The 22,201-nt window shown below is 61.4% G+C and carries 21 protein-coding genes and 1 tRNA gene; 12 read left to right on the forward strand and 10 right to left on the reverse strand.

Going from position 1 to position 22,201, the window contains the following annotated elements; translation table 11 throughout:
• Positions 1-81 precede the first annotated feature (81 nt).
• On the forward strand, positions 82-282 hold the full coding sequence (rpmI, locus tag RZS28_RS08530; protein WP_407340879.1) for a 50S ribosomal protein L35: 201 nt from the start codon (positions 82-84) through the stop codon (positions 280-282).
• A gap of 53 nt (positions 283-335) precedes the next feature.
• Positions 336-701 carry a 50S ribosomal protein L20 gene (gene rplT, locus RZS28_RS08535; protein WP_407340880.1) on the forward strand — a complete coding sequence of 122 codons (366 nt, stop codon included), beginning with the start codon at positions 336-338 and terminating at the stop codon, positions 699-701.
• Positions 702-911: 210 nt separating this feature from the next.
• On the opposite strand, the gene RZS28_RS08540 is transcribed toward rplT, so the two are convergent.
• The 3 genes from RZS28_RS08540 to RZS28_RS08550 form a co-directional block, all read right to left on the reverse strand.
• Positions 912-1,304 (reverse strand): hypothetical protein, encoded by a 393-nt coding sequence (locus RZS28_RS08540; protein WP_407340881.1) that lies wholly within the window; start codon positions 1,302-1,304, stop codon positions 912-914.
• Positions 1,305-1,323: 19 nt separating this feature from the next.
• Positions 1,324-3,756, reverse strand: coding sequence for a phenylalanine--tRNA ligase subunit beta (gene pheT / locus RZS28_RS08545; protein WP_407340882.1), 2,433 nt, complete (start codon positions 3,754-3,756; stop codon positions 1,324-1,326).
• Between the two features lie 167 nt (positions 3,757-3,923).
• A complete protein-coding gene (locus RZS28_RS08550; protein WP_407340883.1) occupies positions 3,924-4,538 on the reverse strand; it encodes a DUF938 domain-containing protein in 615 nt (204 codons plus the stop codon).
• 203 nt (positions 4,539-4,741) lie between these two features.
• Here RZS28_RS08550 and RZS28_RS08555 point away from each other — a divergent pair.
• A tRNA-Arg gene (locus RZS28_RS08555) sits at positions 4,742-4,818 on the forward strand.
• 157 nt (positions 4,819-4,975) lie between these two features.
• Here the strand turns inward: RZS28_RS08555 and RZS28_RS08560 are convergent.
• Positions 4,976-5,887: a LysR substrate-binding domain-containing protein gene (locus RZS28_RS08560; RefSeq protein WP_407340884.1), complete on the reverse strand. Its 912-nt coding sequence runs from the start codon at positions 5,885-5,887 to the stop codon at positions 4,976-4,978.
• A gap of 108 nt (positions 5,888-5,995) precedes the next feature.
• On the opposite strand from RZS28_RS08560, the gene RZS28_RS08565 reads away from it, so the two are divergent.
• Together RZS28_RS08565 and RZS28_RS08570 are read left to right on the forward strand one after the other, a co-directional pair.
• Entirely contained in the window at positions 5,996-6,928 is a 933-nt protein-coding gene (locus tag RZS28_RS08565) for a zinc-binding dehydrogenase (protein ID WP_407340885.1), read from the forward strand.
• Between the two features lie 655 nt (positions 6,929-7,583).
• A complete protein-coding gene (locus tag RZS28_RS08570; protein WP_407340886.1) occupies positions 7,584-7,760 on the forward strand; it encodes a hypothetical protein in 177 nt (58 codons plus the stop codon).
• Positions 7,761-7,824: 64 nt separating this feature from the next.
• Here RZS28_RS08570 and RZS28_RS08575 read toward each other — a convergent pair whose 3' ends face one another.
• Complete coding sequence (locus RZS28_RS08575) at positions 7,825-8,028, reverse strand: hypothetical protein (RefSeq protein ID WP_407340887.1); 204 nt, start codon at positions 8,026-8,028, stop codon at positions 7,825-7,827.
• 863 nt (positions 8,029-8,891) lie between these two features.
• Between RZS28_RS08575 and RZS28_RS08580 the strand changes: the two genes are divergently transcribed.
• A complete protein-coding gene (locus RZS28_RS08580) occupies positions 8,892-9,356 on the forward strand; it encodes a DUF1348 family protein (protein ID WP_407340888.1) in 465 nt (154 codons plus the stop codon).
• Positions 9,357-9,427: 71 nt separating this feature from the next.
• Here RZS28_RS08580 and RZS28_RS08585 read toward each other — a convergent pair whose 3' ends face one another.
• Complete coding sequence (locus RZS28_RS08585) at positions 9,428-10,876, reverse strand: sodium:proton antiporter (protein ID WP_407340889.1); 1,449 nt, start codon at positions 10,874-10,876, stop codon at positions 9,428-9,430.
• 274 nt (positions 10,877-11,150) lie between these two features.
• Complete coding sequence (locus RZS28_RS08590) at positions 11,151-11,558, reverse strand: hypothetical protein (protein ID WP_407340890.1); 408 nt, start codon at positions 11,556-11,558, stop codon at positions 11,151-11,153.
• A gap of 262 nt (positions 11,559-11,820) precedes the next feature.
• Between RZS28_RS08590 and tkt the strand changes: the two genes are divergently transcribed.
• From tkt to RZS28_RS08610, 4 genes are all read left to right on the forward strand, one after another.
• Complete coding sequence (gene tkt / locus RZS28_RS08595) at positions 11,821-13,890, forward strand: transketolase (RefSeq protein ID WP_407340891.1); 2,070 nt, start codon at positions 11,821-11,823, stop codon at positions 13,888-13,890.
• Positions 13,891-13,916: 26 nt separating this feature from the next.
• Positions 13,917-14,900, forward strand: a complete 984-nt coding sequence (gene gnd / locus RZS28_RS08600; protein WP_407340892.1) for a phosphogluconate dehydrogenase (NAD(+)-dependent, decarboxylating) — start codon at positions 13,917-13,919, stop codon at positions 14,898-14,900.
• Between the two features lie 150 nt (positions 14,901-15,050).
• Positions 15,051-15,776 (forward strand): 6-phosphogluconolactonase, encoded by a 726-nt coding sequence (pgl, locus tag RZS28_RS08605; protein ID WP_407340893.1) that lies wholly within the window; start codon positions 15,051-15,053, stop codon positions 15,774-15,776.
• A 741-nt stretch (positions 15,777-16,517) separates the two neighbouring features.
• Positions 16,518-16,754, forward strand: a complete 237-nt coding sequence (locus RZS28_RS08610) for a general stress protein (RefSeq protein ID WP_407340894.1) — start codon at positions 16,518-16,520, stop codon at positions 16,752-16,754.
• 178 nt (positions 16,755-16,932) lie between these two features.
• Here the strand turns inward: RZS28_RS08610 and RZS28_RS08615 are convergent, their stop codons facing one another.
• Positions 16,933-17,679, reverse strand: a complete 747-nt coding sequence (locus tag RZS28_RS08615; RefSeq protein ID WP_407340895.1) for a YebC/PmpR family DNA-binding transcriptional regulator — start codon at positions 17,677-17,679, stop codon at positions 16,933-16,935.
• A 305-nt stretch (positions 17,680-17,984) separates the two neighbouring features.
• On the opposite strand from RZS28_RS08615, the gene RZS28_RS08620 reads away from it, so the two are divergent.
• The gene (locus tag RZS28_RS08620) at positions 17,985-19,364 is read left to right on the forward strand and encodes a hypothetical protein (RefSeq protein ID WP_407340896.1); all 1,380 of its coding nucleotides are present in this window, start codon (positions 17,985-17,987) and stop codon (positions 19,362-19,364) included.
• 122 nt (positions 19,365-19,486) lie between these two features.
• Here the strand turns inward: RZS28_RS08620 and rpoH are convergent, their stop codons facing one another.
• The gene (rpoH, locus tag RZS28_RS08625) at positions 19,487-20,395 is read right to left on the reverse strand and encodes an RNA polymerase sigma factor RpoH (RefSeq protein ID WP_407340897.1); all 909 of its coding nucleotides are present in this window, start codon (positions 20,393-20,395) and stop codon (positions 19,487-19,489) included.
• Positions 20,396-20,494: 99 nt separating this feature from the next.
• On the opposite strand from rpoH, the gene RZS28_RS08630 reads away from it, so the two are divergent.
• Positions 20,495-20,719: a hypothetical protein gene (locus RZS28_RS08630; RefSeq protein WP_407340898.1), complete on the forward strand. Its 225-nt coding sequence runs from the start codon at positions 20,495-20,497 to the stop codon at positions 20,717-20,719.
• 223 nt (positions 20,720-20,942) lie between these two features.
• Here the strand turns inward: RZS28_RS08630 and RZS28_RS08635 are convergent, their stop codons facing one another.
• Positions 20,943-22,013, reverse strand: a complete 1,071-nt coding sequence (locus RZS28_RS08635; RefSeq protein WP_407341082.1) for an RluA family pseudouridine synthase — start codon at positions 22,011-22,013, stop codon at positions 20,943-20,945.
• Positions 22,014-22,201 lie beyond the last annotated feature (188 nt).

A 22,201-nucleotide genomic window follows, 5' to 3' on the forward strand; every position in this document is an offset into this window, starting at 1 on the left:
CGGAAACGAACGGCAGCGGGGCCTCTGGCGCCGCTCAATCAATAGATAGAGGGCGCGTCGCGCCCCACGGAGACGAGCAAAATGCCCAAGCTGAAGACGAAATCAGGCGCCAAGAAGCGCTTCAAGATCACCGGCACCGGCAAGGTGATCTACGCGCAGTCCGGCAAGCGCCATGGCATGATCAAGCGCACCAACAAGCAGATCCGGAATCTGCGCGGCACCAATGTTCTGTTCAAGAGCGATGGCGATAATATCATAAAATACTTTCTGCCGAACGGCTGAAGGTTTCCTCCATCCTTTGTTCAGATCACCTTTAGCAGTCCGGAGATTGAGTTATGGCGCGCGTCAAACGCGGGGTCACCTCGCACGCTAAGCACAAGAAGACCTTGAATGCGGCCAAAGGCTTTTACGGCCGCCGCAAGAACACGATCCGCGCCGCCAAGGCGGCGGTCGATCGTTCGATGCAATATGCGACGCGCGACCGGCGCGCCAAGAAGCGGGTTTTCCGCGCTCTATGGATTCAGCGGCTGAACGCCGCCGTGCGCGAGCTAGGGCTCACCTATTCGCGCTTCATCGATGGCCTCGCCAAGGCCGGAATCGAAATCGATCGCAAGGTGCTGTCGGAGCTTGCGATCAGCCAGCCGGAAGCTTTCAAGGCGATCGTCGAGAAGGCGAAGAGCGCTCTGCCGGCTCAAGCCTGACGCCCAAATTACCGCCCCTCCGAAAGTCGGAGGGGTCGCGGCTCAAGACGTTCCGCGGAAAGCCGCATCGGCCAAAGCCGAAGATGCCTCTTTCGGGGCGACGTCCCGCCCTTTGGATTGGCTTCGCGTCCCGGCTCAGAGCATGTTCCAGCTCTTTGAATATGAGCGATTCCTTCCCGATCAGATGATTCCATCTGATCGGGAAGCGCTCTAGCGCAGCTTGGTGTGGCTCGACACAATCGTGAACGCGAGCCTCTTGCCATGCCCATGCGGATGGTCGGCGGCCCTTACATGATGGCCGCCATGCGCGTGTTTCGTCCAAACATGGTGGCTGGCGTGATGGCGGTAATGGCCATGCGCGTGCGCGACACGACGGCGCGACGAGCCGGAAGCCGCCCGCCCCGTGACCGCCGCGCCATCCTCCGCATTGATCTCGTCTTGGGCCTGGACCGAAACGCCACGCGTATGGGCGACCGGGCCGAACGCCGCGAGACATTGATTATAGGCGTCGGCCGCATCGATTTTTTCGCAATCGTCGATCGTGCGCGGCGCGGCGTTCGAGAGGGCCGGCGGCGCGATCAGCGCGGCGGCCAAAATCATCATCGAAACATATCGCAAGGGTTCATCCTCTTAGGCTCGCGCCGGTTTTCCTGCTGACTTCGGCGATGATCTTCGCCGCGACGGCGTCGATTTCGGCTTCGGTCAGGGTTTTTTCGCGCGGTTGCAAGGTGACGGATATGGCGACCGATTTCTTTCCCTCGGGAATGCCTTTGCCTTCGTAGACGTCGAAAACGCCGACCTCGGATACGAGCGCGCGTTCGCCAGCCTGCGCCGCTTTGACAATGTCGGCGGCTTGGACAGTACGATCGACGAGGAACGCGAAATCGCGCAGCACGGGCATGAACTCCGAAAGTTCGAGCTTCGGTTTGGCTTTTGTCGGCCTAGATTTAGGCGCTGGTATGTCATTCAAAACTAGCTCGAAGCCGACCAGAGGTCCTTCGGCGTTGAGCTGCTCCAAGACGCGCGGATGGATCTCGCCAAAAGCGCCTATCGTGTTTCTCGGGCCGAACTGCAAGGTGGCGGAGCGGCCCGGATGGAGCCAGGCCGGACCGCCCGAGACAATCTGCAAGCCGCTAGTCGGCGCGCCGAGCGCCGCGAGCAAGCCCATGACGTCGGCCTTGGCGTCGAAACTATCGACCTCGCCCGCTGGTTCGGACCAATGCCGCCCGGCCCCGGCCGGTTTCGCCGTCCCGCGCCTGATCGCGCCCGCAGCCATTCGCTGGTCGGCTTCGCCGTCGCCCGGAAAGATCTGCCCGACCTCGAAAAGCGCCAGGTCGCCATGGCCGCGGTCGGCGTTGCGCTGCGCCGCCGCGATCAACCCCGGCAGCAGGCTCGGCCGCATATCGGACAGATCAGGCGCAATCGGATTGGCGAGCGCGAGGGAAGGCGCGCCGCCGCCGAAGATTGCAGCGCGCTGATGGGAGACGAAGGACCAGGTCACGGCTTCGACGAGACCCCCGGCCGCGAGCGCGCGCTTGGCGGTTCTGACCCGCTTTTGGAGCTGCGTCAGCACTGGAGCGGCGACATGCTCGGATGCGCGGGGCAGGGGCCGCGCCGAGACGCGCTCGAGCCCGGCGATCCGAACGATTTCCTCAACGAGATCGGCCTTGCCTTCGATGTCCGGGCGAAATGAAGGCACCTTCACGAGGATGCGGTCGCTATTGCCGGGCGTGCCGGCAAGCTCGAAACCAAGTCTCTCGAGAATCGCCGTCATTTCCGAGGCGTCGAGCTCGAGGCCGGTCAGGCGCGCGACTTCGCTCCACGGGAACATGATGCGCCGGTCCGGCTGCGGGATCTTGCCGGCGAGGGCCACGGCCGAGGCGACGCCGCCGCAAAGCTCGAGAACATAGGCCGTCGCGTGATCGAGGCCCGGCAGGCAAAACGCCGGATCGACGCCGCGTTCGAAACGATAGCGCGCATCGGTATTGATCCCGAGCTTGCGGCCGGTTCGGGCGATATTCACCGGATCCCACAACGCCGATTCAATCAGCACCGCGGTCGTCGCCTCGTCGCAGCCCGTAGCTTCGCCGCCCATCACTCCGGCGAGCGATTCGACGCCCTCGCTATCGGCGATGACGACCATATCGGCGTCGAGCGCATAGGTCCGGCCGTCGAGCGCGCGCAATTCCTCTCCAGGCCTGGCCCGCCGCACCGTAAGATCGCCCTTGACCTTGTTCGCGTCGAAGACGTGAAGGGGCCGGGCGCGGTCGAACGTGAAATAATTGGTGATGTCGACGAGGGCGTTGATCGGCCTGAGCCCGATCGCCTTGAGGCGATTTTGCATCCAGTCCGGGCTTGGTCCATTACGGACGCCGCGCACGAGGCGCAGCGCGACAGCCGGCGCGAGATGGGCGTCCTCGGCGGAAAAGTCGAGCTTGACCGTGATCGGGAAGCGGGCGCCCTCCGGAACCGGCGTGACATTGCGATCCACGAACTTGCCGAGTCCCGCCGCGGCGAGGTCGCGGGCGATCCCCTGCACGCCCATCGCGTCTGGGCGGTTCGGCAGCAAATTGATCTCGATCACCGGATCGGCGAGCCCGGCCCATTCCGCATAGGGCGCGCCGACCGGGGCCGAATCGGGCAATTCGAGTATGCCGTCATGATCTTCGGACAATCCCAGCTCGGCCCCGGAACAGAGCATGCCGTTCGATTCGACGCCGCGGATGACGCCTTTGCCGAGCGTGATCTTCTTGCCGGGAATATAGGCCCCGGGCAGAGCAAAGACCGATTTCAGGCCGGTCCGCGCGTTGGGCGCGCCGCAAACCACCTGCACCGGAATTTCGCCGCCGGCGTCGACGAGGCAGACCTGCAGCCGGTCGGCGTTGGGGTGCGGCCTCGCCTCGACCACGAAAGCGGTGACGAAATCTTTCAAGGCGACCGACGGATCGTCGACATGCTCGACCTCGAGGCCGATCTTGGTCAGCGTTTCAATGATTTCGGCGAGCCCGGCGTCGGTCTCGAGATGCTCCTTGAGCCAGGATAGCGTGAATTTCATTGTGGCTCCGGGGAAAGCGGCGGGCGTGACGAAGAGCTTTCGTCACGCCCGAGGGTTCGATTGCAGATTCATTGCGGATTCATGGGCGCATTTTTCTTTCTCTAGCGCCTATCTTCGTCGAGGGGAAATCCTGCTTGAAGCAGCGGCGAAGGCCATGCCGCCAGCGCTCAGCCGCCCATGCGCGGCTTACTGAAGAGAAGCGTCAGATTATTGGCCGGCATCTCAAAGACGCGCGGATCCGCAAAGCCGTTCGCCGCGGCGAGCTCTCCAACCTGCTCCAGATCCCTTATGCCCCATTCGGGATTGGCCTGGCGTAGATCGCGATCGAAATCCGCATTGCCTTTGCTCGTATGTGCGCCGCCCCTCTTATAGGGGCCATAGACAAAGAGCGCGCCGCCCGGTGGCAAGATCCGCGCCGCGCCGGAAAAAAGACCCTCGGTCGCCGCCCAAGGCGAAATATGAACCATATTGATGCAAATGACGGCGGCGGCTTCCTTAAGCGGCCAGGTCGGCGCGGATGCGTCGAGATCGATCGCCGCGCGAATGTTTTTGAGGCCAGACGCGGCGATCCAGGCGTCTATGCTGGCTCTAGCTCGCGGATCGGGGTCGCTCGGCTGGATCGTGTGCTCCGGCAGCTTTTCGCCGAATCGAACGCAATGCTCGCCCGAGCCGCTCGCGACTTCCAGGATCAGCCCTCTTGCGGGAAGGTTAGCCTGGACAATGTCCAGGATCGGATCGCGATTGCGCAGCGCCGCCGGAGCATGAAGGCGGAGGTCTTCCATTACGCGCCTTTTTTATTTCGATCACTTCCGCGCGAACGTAAAGCCCGACGCGCCGGAAGGATGATCATGGGGAGAATGATCACATAATGTCGCGAGGGCGCCAGACGTTTGTTTGGGCGCCGCCGCTCGCCAAGATGGCGCTTGGCGTTGAGCTATGAAATCGCTAGGATAGCCATAGTTGGCGCCGGCCATGTCGGGCGCAGGCACCCGTAGCTCAGCTGGATAGAGCGCTGCCCTCCGAAGGCAGAGGCCAGAGGTTCGAATCCTCTCGGGTGCGCCATCTCTCTTTTCGATCGAGGCGCAAGGGCGCCGATGGACCAAACGCGCCGCGCCGAAGCTCCTCTTTTCAATCTGCCACCGCAGCATCGACCGGAGCGCGCCACAAGCCGCATATTGCAAGGTCGGCTAGCTTCACGATCAAACCGATCAATGAGGATCTAGACAGTCGAAAATCTTTTGTCATCGCGGGCCGTTGCAACGACCGCGTCGATAAACAATCTCACTCGCGCCGAGAGATGACGGTTGCTCGGATGGACGATCCGGATGTCCTTGCGTTCGACAATCCAGTCCGGCAGGAGCCGAACCAGACGTCCCTTCTGGATCTCCTCGGCGCAGAGGAAGCTTGGAATGGCTGCGACGCCTGCGCCGGCTAGGACTGCGGCATGCGTCATCATGATCGAGCTTAGGCTCAGTCGCCCGTGTATTTCGACGCGTTGCACCTCATCGTCGCGTTCGAAGGTCCAGATCGCGCCATGCGAATAATCACGGGCTCCTGACTGCCGGATGATGCAGTCGTGGCCTGATAACTGCTGCGGAAGACATGGCGCGCCGCGGATGGCCAGATAGGAAGGGGTAGCGCAGCACCAGGTTTGGCCTCGGCTTACGACGCGTGAGATCATCGTCGAGTCGGGTTCGGACGCGCCCACCACGATAGCAACGTCAAGGCCCTCTTCGAGCAGGCTCACCCGTCGATCCATTGCTATCACTTCAACTTCTATTGCCGGATGGCGCTGGCAAAAGACCGCCGCGACGGCAGCGACAAGGGCTTGGCCCAGCAGATGCGTCGTTGCGACCCGCAAAGTCCCGCGCGGAGACGTGCCCAGATCCCTGACTGCGGCATTGGCTTCCTCGACCTCGGTAAGGATTCGAACGCAGCGCTCGTAATACGCCGCGCCTGCGCCGGTCGGGCGGAGGACCCTGGTTGTGCGCTCGAGCAGGCGAACTCCTAGCGACTCTTCCAGCCGGGCCACGCGTTGGCTGGCAGTTGAATTGGGGAGCCCGAGCGATCGCGCCGCGGCGGCGAAGTGGCCTGTGCGGACGACCGCGACGAAGGTAGCGATGGCGTCCAAGTCGTACATTATCCAACCAAATTGGTGAGTGTAGTCAAGAATGGCCACCTTGTCCGTTTGTACCATCGAATGCAAGTAAATGTGGTGGAGACGCATCAAGGCCAGCCAATGACAATGAAAGCACTGATCTTTGACCCGTCTGCGCCACATGGCTTGTGCTTCGGGAAGGTTGACCAACCTGAGCCCACCGCCGGGCAAGCGCTAGTCGAAGTACATGCGCTCTCGCTTAATTGGGGCGAACTCGTTTTTCTGAACCATATGCACAAGCTCGGGGATGTTCCGGGCTGGGATGCGGCTGGGGTCGTCGCACGTGCGGCGGCCAACGGATCCGGGCCGCCCGCCGGCACGCGCGTCGTAACCGCTGGCTGGAACGGCGCGTGGGCCGAGTTGCGTGCCGTCGATACGACCGAGCTTGCCCCTGTTCCCGACAATGTTGACTTAGGCGCCGCAAGCACTCTCCCGGCGGCGGCCGTCACGGCCCTTCGGTCGCTTCGCTCGCTCGGCTCCATTGTCGGGCGGCGGGTGCTGATCACCGGCGCCTCCGGTGGCGTCGGAAGCTTCGCCGTGCAACTAGCCCGCAGCGCAGGCGCGCACGTGGTCGCCAGCGTGCGCCGAAAGGATCACGAAGAGACCCTGCAGAAGCTCGGGGCAAAGGAGGTGATCGTCGACTTCAGCGCGTTGCATGAGCCGGTCCATGGAGTCCTGGACAGTGTCGGGGGCTCCGTGCTCGCCGAGGCGTTCGCGCAGGTCGCCTCCGGCGGGATGCTGGTGAGCATCGGCAACGCGTCTCTCTCGCCGAGCACTATCGATTTCGAGCAGGAACGCGCGCGGGGCGGAGACCGGCGCATCGAAGTCTTTACCGTCGGAAGCAGCGGCTACGGTCCCGACCTCTCAAACCTTCTGGAGCTGATGTCGCGCGGAGAGCTCGACGCGCAGATCGGATGGCGCGGAGACTGGCAGCAGACGGCAGACGCTGTGGACGCGCTACTCGAACGCCGGCTCAGCGGCAAGGTCGTGCTTGAGCTTCCTAGAATCGCGTGAGTGGGCATCAATGCCCCGAGCTCCGCTGCACGATGGGCGCGCCCCATCCATCCTCCTCGATTTTGTTCGTCATGAACGTGCCTCGCGGCCTCGGCGAGGCGATCAACCAAGGCAACCAAGAGACCCATATGGAAGATGCCGTGCAGCGCGTGCTTCAACGCGGCTCTGACACCGTTGCACCGGACCAGACGCCTCGCTGGAGCGTCCGGGACGATGACTTTCGCTCAGCTATTCTTCGGCGGGTTCGATTGGTCTAAGTAGGCGTCCAGCTCAGCACGGCTGGCCAGACGACGCGTCTCGGACGTGCCGTAGCCGATCTCATGCTCGCCCTTCTCCAAGCGCTCGAAAATGCTGTCGGCGAAGATGTCCAGATCGACACTATGTTGGGTCCCGGGAAACCCGGTGTTGACCGACGGCGGGATGATCTCGATTCAGCCCCGATCGTGCATACCCGCCCTTCAGGGAAAGGATCACTAGCAAAAAATCGATCGGCCAACCTCCCCACGCCCCAGGAGGACTTTTATTCCCTAATGGCCAAGTTTAAACTGGACAAAGATCTCCCGTTCAAACTTAAATTCGGATTGACCGCACAAACAACTCCACGACTTCTTGTTGTGAAGAACTTGTTCAAGAGATGCTCTCCGGGTATCGTGACATGCTCAGCCATGATCGTAAAAACGTATCTCGTTGTATCTATGAGCCTTTGAACGGCAACCATCCGATTGCGACACTTGAAGAAATCAGAACTCTATCTGGTTTTTCTGCCGTCGAAGCGGCGACTCGCATCGGCCTATCAACGATGGAACAAAAATCCTGCGGCGAGCTGGAATAAAGGCGGTATCGCGGGCAGATCAAGGCTGCAAGTCGAAGCAAAGCCTTTTCTCTATAAGAGCAGTTTATACGCGGCACGCCGCAAGCGGCCCTTTCCGGGCGCCTCCGTAAAAGCGCCGAAGCCACCGACTTCGTGCCGGCTGTAGAGGAGAAAAGGCTACGCGTATATGTAGCAAGCAGTAGTTCTTAAATATCATCAGGTCACCTCCACCGAGCGTAACATCATTCGCATGTGACTCGGCTTGGACGAGGGCAAGGATTAATTCCACGTTCGCAGCGGCGGCTTTCGAGGTCTTCGGCGTGACGAGGAATGGGTCATACCGCCCTCCCAAAATCCGTTACTAAAGCGCAGAATCGGAGCGTCGTCCACGGCTTCACCGCCGAAGCCGTCCGCGGCGACGCTGGCGGGAGCGCCAATGCGGTAGTCACCACATGTGAGCTTATGTAATGTCCTCTCAGACAGAGACGCTAGCGGCGTATCCAACGGGAGAAGGCGCGTGGGGATGAATTCGTCGTTGCGGATTGCGTAAAATCCTAGTTGCAGGGAAATCGGCGGCAGCGTGCATCGTTCCAAGATCTCGCCGTCGAAAGGTTGACCGCAGTTGTCCTGATGCCAAAAGAGCTCGACATCAAAGCCGTGTGAGGATGCAGCGCCGCGGCGTTCAGGATTTGCGACGACGTTTCGAGCGATGAGTCCTCGATTTTCATAAGGGAAAGAAACCGGTTCGCCGCCGGCAATATGGAGCGCGCCAGCGAGTAGGATGTCCGGCGCGGCCAGCGCGGATTCAGTGAGAAAGCCACCGGTGGGCGTATCGGGCGCGGGGAAGACTTCGACGCATGGCCGTTTCGGTCCGCTCGAAGGGGTGGTGGACCATGGTTGATGGCCTCGGGCCGAAGTCGCCAGCTTAGTGGCGTCGGCCGCATTTACCGCTTGGCCGCGGTACAAAATCAGACTACAAATGGCCAGATCACACGAGGTCGAAAGCTGCTGTGTATCAATACTTTAAGGTGTCTCCTGCCCGAGTTCGAATCTCTTCGGGCGCGCCAAGTTTTTCAAGGGATTAGATGGCGGCCGCGGCAATTGGGCCATGGAATCGTCGGCCCAGATACGCCAACTGGTTAGAGCATGTTCATGGATCGCCCGCCGCTTCCGCCTTTCACCGCAGAGACCGCCGCGCAAAAGGCGCGGATGGCCGAAGACGCATGGAACACGCGCGATCCGGCCCGCGTCGCGCTCGCTTACACGAGCGACAGCCGATGGCGAAATCGCGCCGAATTTCTCCAAGGCCGCGAGGCAATTGAAGCATTCCTGACGCGAAAGTGGCTGCGCGAGCTGGACTATCGCCTCATCAAGGAAGTCTGGGCCTTTCGCGAGAATCGCATCGCCGTGCGTTTCGCCTATGAGTGGCGCGACGACAGCGGCAATTGGTTTCGCAGCTATGGCAATGAGAACTGGGAATTTGACGAGCACGGCTTGATGCGCCGGCGCATCGCCAGCATCAACGATGCGCCGATCCAGGAGAGCGAGCGCAAATATCATTGGCCGCTCGGCCGCCGCCCCGACGATCATCCCTCCCTGTCCGATCTCGACCTGTAGGGAGAGACGCGGGCGAACCTGCATTGCGCCTGGTCCTCTCGCGCGTGACCGCGGCGGCCGGTCGGCTTCCATTACAGCATGAACAGCCATGTGACGGCGGCGAAGACCGGCAAAAGGATTGCGCTGGACCAGAGCATATAGGCAAAAAAGCTCGGCATTTTCACGCCGGAGCGCCGCGCTATGGCGTAGACCATGAAATTCGGCGCATTGCCGATATAGGTGCTCGCGCCCATGAACACCGCGCCGAGGGAAATCGCCGCCAATGTCTTTCCGAGCGGCCCCATGAGCGCGGTAGGATCGCCGCCGGCGAGCTCGAAAAACACCAGATAGGTCGGCGCATTGTCGAGAAAGGACGAGAGCAGGCCCGTCGCCCAGAAATAGACGGGATTGTTCGGGGAGCCGTCCGGATGTCCGAGAAAAAGGATCGCGGGCGCAAAAAATCCATCGGCCCCGGCCCGGAGCATCGACATCACCGGAATGATGCAGATGAATATGCCAGCGAAGAGGAAAGCGACCTCTTTGATCGGCTCCCACTCGAAACCATTTTCCGCGCGGGCCCGGGCGCTCGTCAAAGCCAGCGAGGCGAGGCCGACGCAGACCATGACCGCCTCCCGAACCGCGTTTTGCAGTTCGATCCTGGCCCCGAATAGGTCGAAGCCGGCGCCCGGCCGCCAGAGCCCGCTGGCGACGATGGCGGAGATTGCCACGCCGATGAGCGCAATATTTATTGCGCCGCCAATGCGCAGACCGGCGCCGTGGCGGGATGTGGCGGCGGAGGTTTCTTCAGGAGAGACCTCAAGATAGTAGTAAGGGTTCTCTTGGTAATGAAAATAGCAATCGATGAGATAGAAAAGCGCGATCAAGACTGAAACTGTGAATAAAGTCTGTGGCCAGAGCGCACGCGCGGTCCAGAAAAAGTCTACGCCTTCCAGGAAGCCGAGGAAAAGTGGCGGATCGCCGAGCGGCGTCAAGGCGCCGCCGATATTCGAAACAAGAAAAATAAAAAACACGACGACATGCGCTTTGAAGCCGCGGCTCCCATTGGCGCGAATGAGCGGCCGGATCAGGATCATCGAAGCGCCGGTCGTCCCGATGACGCTCGCGAGCGCGGCGCCCGAAGCGAGAATCGCGCAATTGACGAGTGGGGAGCCCACGAGTCTGCCGGAAATGGAAATGCCGCCCGCCGTGGTGAACAATGCGAAAAGCATGAGAATAAAGGGCAAATATTCGAGCGCCATGCTATGCGCGAAAGCCGCCGCCGTCGGCGCGAGACCTTCGATATAGACGAGGCCGGCGAGCGTCAGAATCGCCCAGAAAGCCGCCGCCTTCTCGTAATGGATATGCCACCATTCCTTGACGACGAGCGGGCCGAAGGCGATCGAAAGCAGGATGCCGGCGAAGGGCAGGGCGAGCGGCCAGGGGAGATGCGCGCCGTCGAGATGCTCCGCCGCCGCTGCGGGGCTGGCCGTCGCGATAGCTACGAGAGCCGCCGCCGCGCATTTTGGCGAAAACGCTTTCACGGGGCCGCTCGCGCCTCAAGCTGTGCAACAATCGCGGATAGGTTTACGATCGACCGTAGGACGCGGCAAGACCTTGTGTTTTTTGCGGGCGCGGGCGCTAGAGCATGTGACGAAAATGTCGATCGACTTTTTCGATCAGAACATGCTCCAACTATTTTAATTTAAATGATTCCTCTTCGATCGATGATTCCATCTGATCGGGAAGCGCTCCAGTGGCGGAATGGAGCGGATTCGACGCCAAGTCGGCTTCAAGGATAGCGCCGCCGCCACGACTTCAGGTCGCTGCGGGAAAACCGGCGTTCATAACGAAACTCTTCAGCTCTTCGTAGGAGCTCTTTTGGAGCGTGTATTCCTTGCTCCCGTCGCTGAGGCCGGCGAATGAGCCGCCGATAACGATGCGGACGGAAGGCGGCGTCTCCGGTCCGGCGTCGACGAAATTGCAGGTAATGGTTGGAGAAGAGCCCAGCAGATCGCCCTTGAAGACGATCTTCCGCCTTTTGTCGCAACGGATCTCGAAAAGTTTCACGACGTCGTCCGTGCTGGCCTCGTCTCGTCTGTGATCCTTATTACTGTGCCATGTCTCGAGGCGGATCAGCCCTTTGTCGTCGGCAGTCTTTTCGAAGGTGATCTCGAAATGCTTGCCTGCGATGGAATCCGCCACGAGCGTGATAGTCGAAGTCATCTGCCGCCTCTGTCGCTGAAGTTTTCGATTCTGACCCTCAGCGCGCTAACTTAGCCAGAATTGTGCCGCGAGAATTGGCGTATGTAGCACAACATTTTGATTTAACGTAGGCTTTCTGTCATCGAAACCGGTCCGCGCCTCTCGGCGAGGCGACGCGCGCTACGGCCGACTGGCGAACTTCCTGCCGGTCAACGCGTTCCCTCTTGGGCATCCCCCAAGCCGGCGTTCGCCGGATAGCAGCTAAAGACGGCGCGTCAGAAAAATGTCTCGCACAGATCCGCTCGCGTTAGGAGTCGAGGCCGTTCCACGAAACCTCGACGAACTCTGCATCAATACGATCCGCACGCTGGCGATTGATGCCGTCGAAAAGGCCAATTCAGGCCATGCGGGGACGCCCATGGCGATGGCGCCGGTCGCCTTCACGCTATGGCAGAGGTTCCTGCGCTATGATCCGGCCGATCCGCATTGGCCTAACCGCGACAGGTTTGTCTTATCCTGCGGCCATGCGTCCATGCTGCTTTACGCTCTGCTGCATCTCGCCGGGGTCAAGGGCGACAATGGCGAAGCGGCAGTCACGCTCGACGACATCAAGCAATTTCGTCAGATCGGCAGCCGCACCCCCGGCCATCCGGAATATGGACAGACGGTCGGCGTTGAGACGACGACCGGACCGCTCGGCCAAGGCTGCGGCAATAGCGTCGGCATGGCGATCGCCGGACGCTGGCTCGCCGCGCATTACAACCGACCCGATGCGACCGTTTTCGATTACGACGTCTACTCGCTGTGCAGCGACGGCGATCTGATGGAGGGCGTCGGAAGCGAAGCGGCATCGCTCGCCGGCCATCTCCGCCTGTCCAATCTCTGCTGGATCTATGATAGCAACCATATCACCATCGAAGGCGCCACAGCTCTCGCCTTCAGCGAGGATGTCGGCAAGAGGTTCGAAGCCTATCATTGGCGCGTCCTGCATGTCGCCGACGCGAATGACGCAGAGGCTTTCGCGCAAGCGGTCGAGGCGTTCAAGGCGACGTCCGATCGGCCCACTCTGATCATCGTTCATTCGATCATCGGCTATGGTTCGCCGCATAAGCAGAATACCGCGGCGGCGCATTCCGACGCGCTCGGCGCGGAAGAGGTGCGTCTGACCAAACGCGCCTATGGCTGGCCGGAGGATCAGACCTTTCTCATTCCTGACGGCGTCTATTCGCATTTCCAAAACGGCATTGGCCGGCGCGGACGAGAGCTGCGCGCGAAATGGTCGCAAATCTTCTCAGCCTACAAGGAAGCGCATGGTGAAAGCTTCCGCGAGATCGAGCTCATTTTGAGCAGGCGATTGCCGGAAGGATGGGACAAGGATTTGCCAAGCTTTGCGCCCGACGCAAAGGGAATTGCGACGCGCGAGGCGTCCGGCCAGGCGCTGAACGCCATCGCCAAGCGTGTTCCCTGGCTTCTCGGCGGCTCGGGCGATCTCGCGCCCTCCACCAAGACCAAGCTGACTTTTGCGGGCACGGGGTCCTTGGAGGCGGACGATCCCGGCGGCCGTAATTTTCATTTCGGCGTGCGGGAACACGCCATGGGCGCGATCGTCAACGGCCTCGCCCTTTCGAACCTTCGCGCCTATGGCGCAAGCTTTCTGGTCTTCAGCGATTATATGCGCCCGACGCTGCGTCTCGCCGCCTTGATGGACCTGCCGGTCTTTCATGTCTTCACGCATGATTCGATCGGCGTCGGCGAGGACGGGCCGACGCATCAGCCGATCGAGCATCTCGCGAGCCTTCGCGCCATTCCGGGCTTGATCACAATCCGCCCGGCCGACGCCAATGAGGCGGTGGAGGCCTATCGCGTCATCATGAAGCTGGAGAAGAGGCCCGCGGCGCTCATCCTGAGCCGGCAGGCTCTGCCGATCTTCGATCGCTCGGTCTATGCCTCCGCTCAGGGGCTCGCCCGCGGCGCCTATATTCTAGCCGACGCGCCGGATCATCGCCCGCGCGTTATCCTGCTTGGAACGGGAAGCGAGGTGCGGCTCTGCGTCGCCGCCTTCGAAACGGTGACGCGCGAAGGGATCGGCGCGCGCGTCGTGAGCATGCCTTCATGGGAATTGTTCGAGCAGCAAGAGCAGGCCTATCGCGATGAGGTTCTGCCGCCCGCCATTACGGCGAGGGTCGCCGTCGAGCAGGCGGCGCCGCTCGGCTGGGATCGTTATGTCGGCGCGACCGGCGCGCTGATCGCCATGCGCAGCTTCGGGGCTTCGGCGCCCTATAAGGATCTTTTGGAAAGATTCGGCTTTACTGTCGAGAAGGTGCTCGAAGCGGCGCGCCGGCAAATCCAATAGAGCTTAATTCCAACGAGGTTTTAAAAATGCAGTTGGGCATGATCGGCCTTGGCCGCATGGGCGGCAACATGGCGCGGCGAATCCACCGGGCGGGGCATGAATGCGTCGTTTTCAGCCAGCATGAAAAAACCGTCGCCGAATTCGCTCATGAGGGCATGATCGGCGCGTCGGGATTGCCGGATGTCGTGGCCAGGCTCAGGCCGCCCCGCGCGGTGTGGGTGATGCTTCCGGCCGGGGCCGTCACCGAAGAGACGGTCGCCGCCCTGAGCGATCTATTGAGCGCAGGCGACTGCGTCATCGACGGCGGCAATACGTTTTACAAGGACGACATCAGGCGCGCCAAGGCGCTGGCGGCGAAAGGCGTCGCCTATGTCGATGTCGGCACGTCCGGCGGCGTGTGGGGCCTCGATCGCGGCTATTGCATGATGATTGGCGGCGCAAAGCCGGAGGTTGAGCGCCTCGATCCGATCTTCAAGGCGCTTGCGCCGGGTTCCGGAGCCATTGCGCGGACGCCGGGGCGGGAGGGCCGCGATCCGCGCGCCGAGCTCGGCTATATTCACGCGGGGCCGGCCGGCGCCGGGCATTTCGTCAAGATGATCCACAATGGCATCGAATATGGCCTGATGCAGGCCTATGCCGAAGGGTTCGACATTCTGCGCGGCAAGGCTGGCGCCCATTTGCCCGAGGCGGAGCGCTTCACCTTCGACCTCGCCGACATCGCCGAGGTCTGGCGGCGCGGCAGCGTCATCTCGTCATGGCTGCTTGACCTCAGCGCCATGGCTCTCGCCGAGGATGAGACACTGGCGAACTTTCAAGGCGCCGTCGAGGATTCGGGCGAAGGCCGTTGGACGATCGAAGCCGCGATCGAGGAGGCGACGCCGGCCAATGTGCTCGCCGCCTCGCTTTTCGTGCGGTTTCGTTCGCGTCAGGCGCATACATTTGGCGAAAGGCTTCTGTCGGCGATGCGGTTCAAGTTCGGCGGCCATGTCGAACCGCCGTCTGGAGGCTGAGGCTGCGCCGGATGGCGTAGAAATTGCGTTTTCTACTGCTGTAAAGCCCCATATTGGCGTCGAGCGCTTGCGGCTCGCAGACTGAAGTCGCCAATCGCCCTGCGCTATTTTGTCGCGCCTGAAGACGAAGCTCCATGGACGCTCCCGACCATGACGCCCGAACCGATTGTCGATATCGCGGATGACGCGGGGGATTTGGCGGACCGCGTTGCGATTTGGCTTGCGACGCGGATAGCCGTCGCCCCGGCGCGCGTCGCGCTCAATCTGTCTGGAGGGTCGACGCCGAAGCGGGTCTATGAGCTTCTTGGCGGCGAGGATTTGGGGCGGCGGCTCGACTGGGGAAAGGTTCATCTTTTCTGGGGCGACGAACGATTCGTCCCCAAAGACCATGAAGACAGCAATTTTCACATGGCCTGGGAGGCCATGATCCGCCATGTCCCAATTCCCGCCGCGCAGGTCCACCGCATCCCGACCGAAGCGGGCTCGCCGGAGAAAGCCGCGGCCTTGTATTCGGAAACCTTGCAAAGCTTCTATGGGGCGCGAACGCTCGATCCGCAGCGGCCGCTCTTCGACGTCACGTTGCTCGGCCTCGGAGCCGATGGGCACACAGCTTCGCTTTTTCCGGGAACGGCGGCGCTTAATGAGCGCAAGGCCTGGGCGACTTCGATCATTGGGGTCAAGCCCGAGCCGCGCATTTCGCTGACCTATCCGGTGCTGGAATCGAGCGCCGCCATCTTGTTTCTAGTCTCCGGCGCCGAAAAGCGAGACATTCTCGCCCGCGTGCTTGCGAATGATCCTTCGCTCCCCACCTCGCGCATGGCGGCGCATGGAACGATCCGCATCATCGCCGACCGGGCCGCGGCGGGAGAGACGTAGAGCATGTTCCGAAAAGTTGATCGACTTTTTCGATCGGAACATGCTCCAACTTATTGATCTGAAGCGAGTTCTTATCGACTGGATGATTCCATCCAACCGGAACGCGCTCTAGGCCTGCATCCATCTTGAGTCAGAGTTAAGGTTCGCAAAGATGAATGTGGAGTCGCGCGCAGATGGCGCCCGTACAAAATGATGCAAGCACAGGGCTGAGAAGGATGGCGGGCCGCTGCCTCGGCGGGTAGTGCTCTGGCCGGCCTTGGCCGGGTCGGCTTTTGGTGGCGGCGATGCGCTTCTATGGCCAGGAGACGTCTCTTTCTCCTTCGCAATTGCGAAGGAGATTTTCTCAATCGCACGGAGACGTCAAGTCGAGTGCGGTAATTAGGAGCGCCTTTCGCCAGGGATGGCGCTTCGGAGCGATTTTATTGCCATGCGGAATCGCGAAAATAAGCCATAACCAAGTCTTGAGCGGATAATCATGAATCTGGCGTCTAAAATGGCTTTGTCGATTCTTGCTCTTGGCTATTGCTTTCCCAGAAATCGAACCCATTTATGTGAAAGCAATACTTAAGCTTGGCGCATAAAGGCCCAAACGAGTCACGCGATCTTGAATGAATTTTCGAAACCTTTACCGGTGCCAAACATTATTTAGATCAAGTCAAACATTTGGAAGAGAGAAAAACGATGAACGCAACAGTTGACAGTCCGAAGAAATCTACGACTTCAACCCGAGGATTCGCGTCAATGGATCCAGAGAAACAGCGCGCGATCGCCCGCAAGGGCGGGGAGAGCGTTCCGCACGAAAAGCGGAGCTTCTCGCAAAATCCCGGATTGGCTGCCGAAGCCGGCCGGAAGGGCGGCCAAAGCGTCAATCCCAATAAGCGCAGCTTTTCGCGCAATCACACGCTCGCTTCCGAAGCTGGTCGGAAGGGCGGTCATGCTTCGCATGGCGGCCCGCGCAAAACGCCTAGCGAAGGATGACGCGATCAGCGGGAGAACGAAACGCGGCGGTTCGCGCCGCCGCGTCCGTCCCCCTGCGATTTAGTTAGTTTGGCGCAGTCTTGGATCTAAGCATATCCGACCGTTGAACATGCGACGTTTGCCGCGCGCTGGGCCCGCCCGCGGAGCGGAATCCGATGCAAGCTGATCGGGCCTCGTTCTAGCCGCCGAGCTTCGCTATCAGGGCGTCAGAAACCTCGAAATTGGCATAGACGTTTTGAACGTCGTCATTGTCTTCGAGAGCGCCTACGAGCCGCAGGATTTTTTCGCCTGCCTCGTCATCGACGCTGATCGTATTCTGCGGTTTCCAGATCAGGCTGGCCTTGCGCGGTTCGCCGAACTTGCTCTCGAGCGCTTGCGCAACCTCGCGCAAATTTTCGAGCGAGGTGATGACCTCATGGCCGTCTTCACTCGATTGGACGTCCTCGGCGCCCGCCTCGATCGCCGCCTCAAGCATCTGGTCCTCGGACGCGACTTTCGAGGGGAATTCGATAACGCCGACATGATCGAACATGAAGGAGACGGCGCCGGTCTCGGCGAGCGAGCCGCCCGCCTTGGTGAAATAGGAGCGCACTTCGCCCGCCGTGCGATTGCGATTGTCGGTCAGCGCTTCGATGATGACGGCGACCCCGCCAGGCGCATAGCCTTCATAACGCACTTCGTCATAAGTCTCGGCGTCGGCGCCTGAGGCTTTCTTGATCGCGCGCTCGATATTGTCCTTTGGCATGTTTTCGGCGCGGGCCGCGAGAACGGCGGCGCGCAGCCGCGCATTCATGGTCGGGTCCGGCAGGCCCATTTTCGCGGCGACGGTGATTTCGCGGGCGAGCTTGGAGAAGAGCTTGGAGCGGATCGCGTCCTGCTTGCCCTTCTTGTGCATGATATTCTTGAACTGACTATGTCCCGCCATCCTTAAGCCCTATCCTCGCCTTTCCTGTCGCCGCTTGTCGGGTTTCCTTGCGTTTCCAGCGTCTCTCCGCCAAACGGCGATCCCAAGACGCCGCCGCGCTGGGTCCGCCTTGAGCGGCGGCTCGCGCTCGCGGCCAGATATAGGCTGGTGATTTCAGGAAATAAAGGCGGCCAGAATTTCTCGCTTGGGCGGGAGCAGTCTATCCCGACCCGGCTCCCTCTCGTCGCCGCCTGACCTTTCTTCATCGAATTTGCTATAGCGTTGCCGCGCCGCCATGGCGCGCGGAGCCGAGAGCCTTGCTTGAAATGACGATACGCCGCCTCAAGATCCTGACGGCTCTCTTGTTCATCATGGCTTTCCCTCCGGTCGGTTGGAGCCAATCCGCGCATCCGTGGAGCGGAAAGATCAACGGCTATGACGCCTATATTCCGGATTTGAACAAGTCCATCCGCGCGGCCTTGATCAATAATGCGGCCGCGTGGCTCTCCGATAGCGATCCCGATTGGCGCGCCGTGGCGGAGCAATATAACTGCATCCAGCTCGACATCCCGCTGGACTATCGCCAACAAGACGCGGGCGCCGACAAGATTCTCGGCGCGCTGGGGGTGGCGTCGAAGGCGATTTCGGGTCATCCCGAGATCCAACATGCGTATGTGGTTCTCTTCGGCTTTTCCGCCGGCTCCGCCGCCGCGGCCAGAACGGCCTCAAGCGCGCGCCTCTCCAACCCGGACTCCACGCAACCGCCGCAGCGGGTCCTCGCCGTCATCGCGCTCGATGAACTCGATCCTGCCCCCTATCTTCCGCCTTTGTCGACCCCGCATCTGTTTCTCTCCGACCCAGGCGATCGATTTTCTGGATTGCTGACCTTTGTCGAGGACGCCAAGCCCGCGATCACCCATGATTCCTTCGCCCGCGCGCGCGCCACAAATGAAGGGGCGCCTTTGACGGTAGTCGCCCAGCCCGGCCATTGGCACGGCGGGTCAACCCATGGCTATCGCAATAAGGTCGATTACAAATTCGTTCGCGTCTGGCTCGATGAGGTGTTGAAACAGCGTCTCCCCGACCTGCCGCCTCAGGATGATTTGGCCATGTTGCCGGATTGGCGAAACCATTCCGGCTGGCTCGGGGCCTATGATTTGGAGATCAACACCTCTGCCCAGCCCTGGGGCAATTCGGAGCGCATGGTCAATGTCGCGATCGGCCCGCGCGACAGCTTTCATGACCACCGCCCCCATATTTGGCTGCCCAGTCGATACGCCGCCGAAGTTTGGCGCAGCTACGCCAGTTCCGGGAGCATGCCTTCGCTCACGCCCGAGCGGCCGATGGAGCCCGTCGGCGCCTTCGCCCGCCTGCCTGGTGGAAATCCCACCGGCGCCAATGATCTGCTTTTGAACCTGGCCTCTGGTCCACCGCGCGATCCGCCGGCGGCGCAGAGCCAATGTCGTCTTGGCCGGGATTTGGAGGTGATCGTGACCTTCGACCGAGCGGTTGTCTCGGGCCAAGCGGCGGTCACGGCGGGAACGGCGGAGATCGCCCTTCATCCCGTCTTTTGGTCGAATATTATGATTGTCAGCTTGAGCGGTGTGGCCGACGCCGGGGCGCTCCAGGTCCATCTGACCAATGTCGCGCCGGCGGATGGCGGGCCGCCCACCGAAGCCACGGTGAGCTTCCCGTGCTCATCGTAGCCTGCATTAAGCTTACGCTAAGAAGGCTATCGCTGAACGGCCGTAACCCAAGAACGCGTCGCGCGCCGGCTCAACGGCGCGCCTGAAGAATGACCTTGCGGACTTCCGTCAGAGCGAAAGGATCAGACCCGAGCCGCCGGCCCTGCGATTTCCGGCCGCGCCTGCGATTCGATTTTCGCAACTCCGGCCTTCACGGCGGATTGAACTTTTTCGAACGCGCGGACTTCGATCTGGCGAACCCGCTCGCGGGAAATATCGAACTCGTCGGACAAAGCTTCAAGGGTCATCGGGTCGTCGGTGAGCCGCCGCGCCTCGAAAATGCGGCGTTCGCGGTCGTTCAGGACGTCAAGCGCGTTGCGCAGGGCGCCGAGACGATTGTCGCTTTCTTCCCTCTCGACGAGCACCCGCTCCTGGCTCGAATTGTCGTCAACGAGCCAATCCTGCCATTCGCCTTCGCCTTCCTCGCGCAAAGGCGCATTGAGGGAGGCGTCGCCCGACATGCGCCGGTTCATCTCGATGACGTCCTGTTCGCTGACGCCGAGCCTGTGCGCAATCTTCTGGACGTGCTCGGGCCGCAAGTCGCCGTCCTCAAGCGCCGAGATCTGGCTCTTGACCTTGCGCAGGTTGAAGAAAAGCTTCTTCTGGCTCGCGGTCGTCCCCATTTTCACGAGCGACCAGGAACGCAAGATATATTCTTGAATTGACGCGCGGATCCACCACATTGCGTAGGTCGCGAGGCGAAATCCTTTCTCCGGCTCGAAGCGTTTGACGGCCTGCATCAAGCCGACATTGCCTTCGGAGACGACTTCGCTGATCGGCAGACCATAGCCGCGATAGCCCATCGCGATCTTGGCGACGAGCCGAAGATGCGAGGTGACGAGCTTGTGCGCGGCGTCCGAATCCGAATGCTCGCGCCAGCGCTTTGCGAGCATATATTCTTCTTGCGGCTCCAGCATGGGAAACCGCCTGATTTCATTCAAGTAGCGAGCAAGCCCGCTCTCACCGGAAATCATCGGCAGCGCTGCACTCATTGCAAAAACCCTCCAGATGAGCCCCCATGGACGGCGGGCTCCGGCTTGGCTGCTTCGATAAGCCAGCCACGCAACTCAGTGATATAGGGTGCCTCGACCATGGCTGAAAGAGGACTTGGCCGGGCTTTGAGATTACAAATTGGCAACATTACCGGGCGCTTAAGCGTCGATCTGTGCGGAAAGGCGCCGCTCGGCATCAGGGCTCGCGCGCCATCTCTGGGCGCTCCGGCCGCGAAGTTTCGTCCGCCGCAAAAATCGAGCAGCGCCGCGAACGAAGCCGGTGATAATGACAGAAATTTCATGCGTTGGTTGCTCGCATTTTGACGCAGGCTGACGGCGACCCGACCTCCTAACGATTATCGAGGCTATTGCACGCGATGGCGGGACGATCGGGCCGCCGCAATCCAAGTCAAAGCACAATACGCCCGGCTTGCTTGCTGGGACATGAACGCGATTAGGGGCGCATCGTTCTCGCGCCGGTCGCGATGACGCGAATAGAATGCAGGCTGATCCTCGCCATTCGATTCGATGAGACGCGCCGGTTACGCTAGTTTGACCTTGAGTGGCGGCGTCGGCTCGATGGCGGCGGCATGGGCGCGCCTGCGCTCAGAATCTCGCGCAGCTCCCGCAAGTCGCTTGGAAGGGCGCTTTCGAACTTCAGCAATGCGCCGGTGACGGGGTGGGGAAAACCCAGCGTCGCTGCGTGCAGGGCCTGACGGCCGAGCGCGTTGAGGCGAGTTTGCGCAACCGGCGAGAGCCGCGCCGTCTTGCTCTTGAAGCTCTTCCCATAGACGGGGTCGCCAAGCAGCGGATGTCCGATATGCGCCATATGGGCCCGGATCTGATGCGTGCGCCCGGTCTCGAGCCGACAAGCTATGAGGCTCGCCTCTCCAGCGAAGCTCTCGATGAGACGCCAATGGGTCACGGCATGGCGGCCGCGCGCGGCCGGGACGATCGCGATCTTTTCGCGATCGATGGCGTGCCGGCCAAGCGCCGCGTCAATTACGCCCGAGGGGCGCGCCGGAACGCCCCAGACGAAGGCCAGATATTCGCGGGTGAGAGCGAGCGTCTTGCCGTGATCGGCGAAGAGCTTGGCGAGGCCCTGATGCGCAGCGTCGGTCTTGGCCACAACCAAGAGTCCTGACGTGTCCTTATCGAGCCTATGCACGATTCCGGGGCGCCGAACCCCGCCGATTCCCGACAGGCTTGCGCCGCAATGGGCGAGCAGGGCGTTGACGAGCGTTCCCGCCTGATGTCCGGGCGCCGGGTGGACGACAAGTCCGGCCGGCTTGTCGATGACGAGCAAATGTTCGTCTTCGAAGACGATTGCGAGCGGAATATTCTCGGCCGCGGGCGTCGGATCGGCCGGCGGCGGCGCGAGCAGGCTGACGATCTGGCCGGTCCGCACCGGCGCGCTGGCCTCCGTCACGGTCGCGCCATCGACCGTGACGCAACCTGCTTCGATCAAAGCTTTGAGCCGCGTGCGCGACAAATTCGCGCCTGCGGCGGCCGTTTCCGCCGCCAGAAAGCGATCAAGCCGCTCGCCCTCGCGCTCCGAACCGACCGGGTAGGCGAAAGAGCGCCCCTCGAGACTCAGGACTCCCCCCGCCTGTCGCATGTCCCCTTCCACGAACGCAGATCCTTTGAGTGCTAAAATCCTTCGCCGCCGAACCCGATATAGGCGCCTGCGGCCGCCGGCGCCGCACGTTTTTGCTTTGCGCCAATCGTCGCGCCAGGACAAAGACTGCGGGGTCGCCGCGAAACAGCCTTGAATATTGGTGCGGCATCGCTATTGCATGAAATCGA

It is taken from the genome of Methylocapsa polymorpha, from assembly GCF_045689225.1.
GTDB classification, from domain to species: Bacteria; Pseudomonadota; Alphaproteobacteria; order Rhizobiales; family Beijerinckiaceae; genus Methylocapsa; species Methylocapsa polymorpha.

Bases quoted from the DNA above. Each gene is read 5' to 3' on its own strand.
- rpmI (WP_407340879.1), top strand. From the start codon at position 82: ATGCCCAAGCTGAAGACGAAATCAGGCGCCAAGAAGCGCTTCAAGATC.
- rplT (WP_407340880.1), top strand. From the start codon at position 336: ATGGCGCGCGTCAAACGCGGGGTCACCTCGCACGCTAAGCACAAGAAG.
- RZS28_RS08540 (WP_407340881.1), bottom strand. From the start codon at position 1,304: ATGATGATTTTGGCCGCCGCGCTGATCGCGCCGCCGGCCCTCTCGAAC.
- pheT (WP_407340882.1), bottom strand. From the start codon at position 3,756: ATGAAATTCACGCTATCCTGGCTCAAGGAGCATCTCGAGACCGACGCC.
- RZS28_RS08550 (WP_407340883.1), bottom strand. From the start codon at position 4,538: ATGGAAGACCTCCGCCTTCATGCTCCGGCGGCGCTGCGCAATCGCGAT.
- RZS28_RS08565 (WP_407340885.1), top strand. From the start codon at position 5,996: ATGACAATGAAAGCACTGATCTTTGACCCGTCTGCGCCACATGGCTTG.
- RZS28_RS08570 (WP_407340886.1), top strand. From the start codon at position 7,584: ATGCTCAGCCATGATCGTAAAAACGTATCTCGTTGTATCTATGAGCCT.
- RZS28_RS08580 (WP_407340888.1), top strand. From the start codon at position 8,892: ATGGATCGCCCGCCGCTTCCGCCTTTCACCGCAGAGACCGCCGCGCAA.
- RZS28_RS08590 (WP_407340890.1), bottom strand. From the start codon at position 11,558: ATGACTTCGACTATCACGCTCGTGGCGGATTCCATCGCAGGCAAGCAT.
- tkt (WP_407340891.1), top strand. From the start codon at position 11,821: ATGTCTCGCACAGATCCGCTCGCGTTAGGAGTCGAGGCCGTTCCACGA.
- gnd (WP_407340892.1), top strand. From the start codon at position 13,917: ATGCAGTTGGGCATGATCGGCCTTGGCCGCATGGGCGGCAACATGGCG.
- pgl (WP_407340893.1), top strand. From the start codon at position 15,051: ATGACGCCCGAACCGATTGTCGATATCGCGGATGACGCGGGGGATTTG.
- RZS28_RS08610 (WP_407340894.1), top strand. From the start codon at position 16,518: ATGGATCCAGAGAAACAGCGCGCGATCGCCCGCAAGGGCGGGGAGAGC.
- RZS28_RS08615 (WP_407340895.1), bottom strand. From the start codon at position 17,679: ATGGCGGGACATAGTCAGTTCAAGAATATCATGCACAAGAAGGGCAAG.
- RZS28_RS08620 (WP_407340896.1), top strand. From the start codon at position 17,985: ATGACGATACGCCGCCTCAAGATCCTGACGGCTCTCTTGTTCATCATG.
- rpoH (WP_407340897.1), bottom strand. From the start codon at position 20,395: ATGAGTGCAGCGCTGCCGATGATTTCCGGTGAGAGCGGGCTTGCTCGC.
- RZS28_RS08630 (WP_407340898.1), top strand. From the start codon at position 20,495: ATGGCTGAAAGAGGACTTGGCCGGGCTTTGAGATTACAAATTGGCAAC.
- RZS28_RS08635 (WP_407341082.1), bottom strand. From the start codon at position 22,013: ATGCGACAGGCGGGGGGAGTCCTGAGTCTCGAGGGGCGCTCTTTCGCC.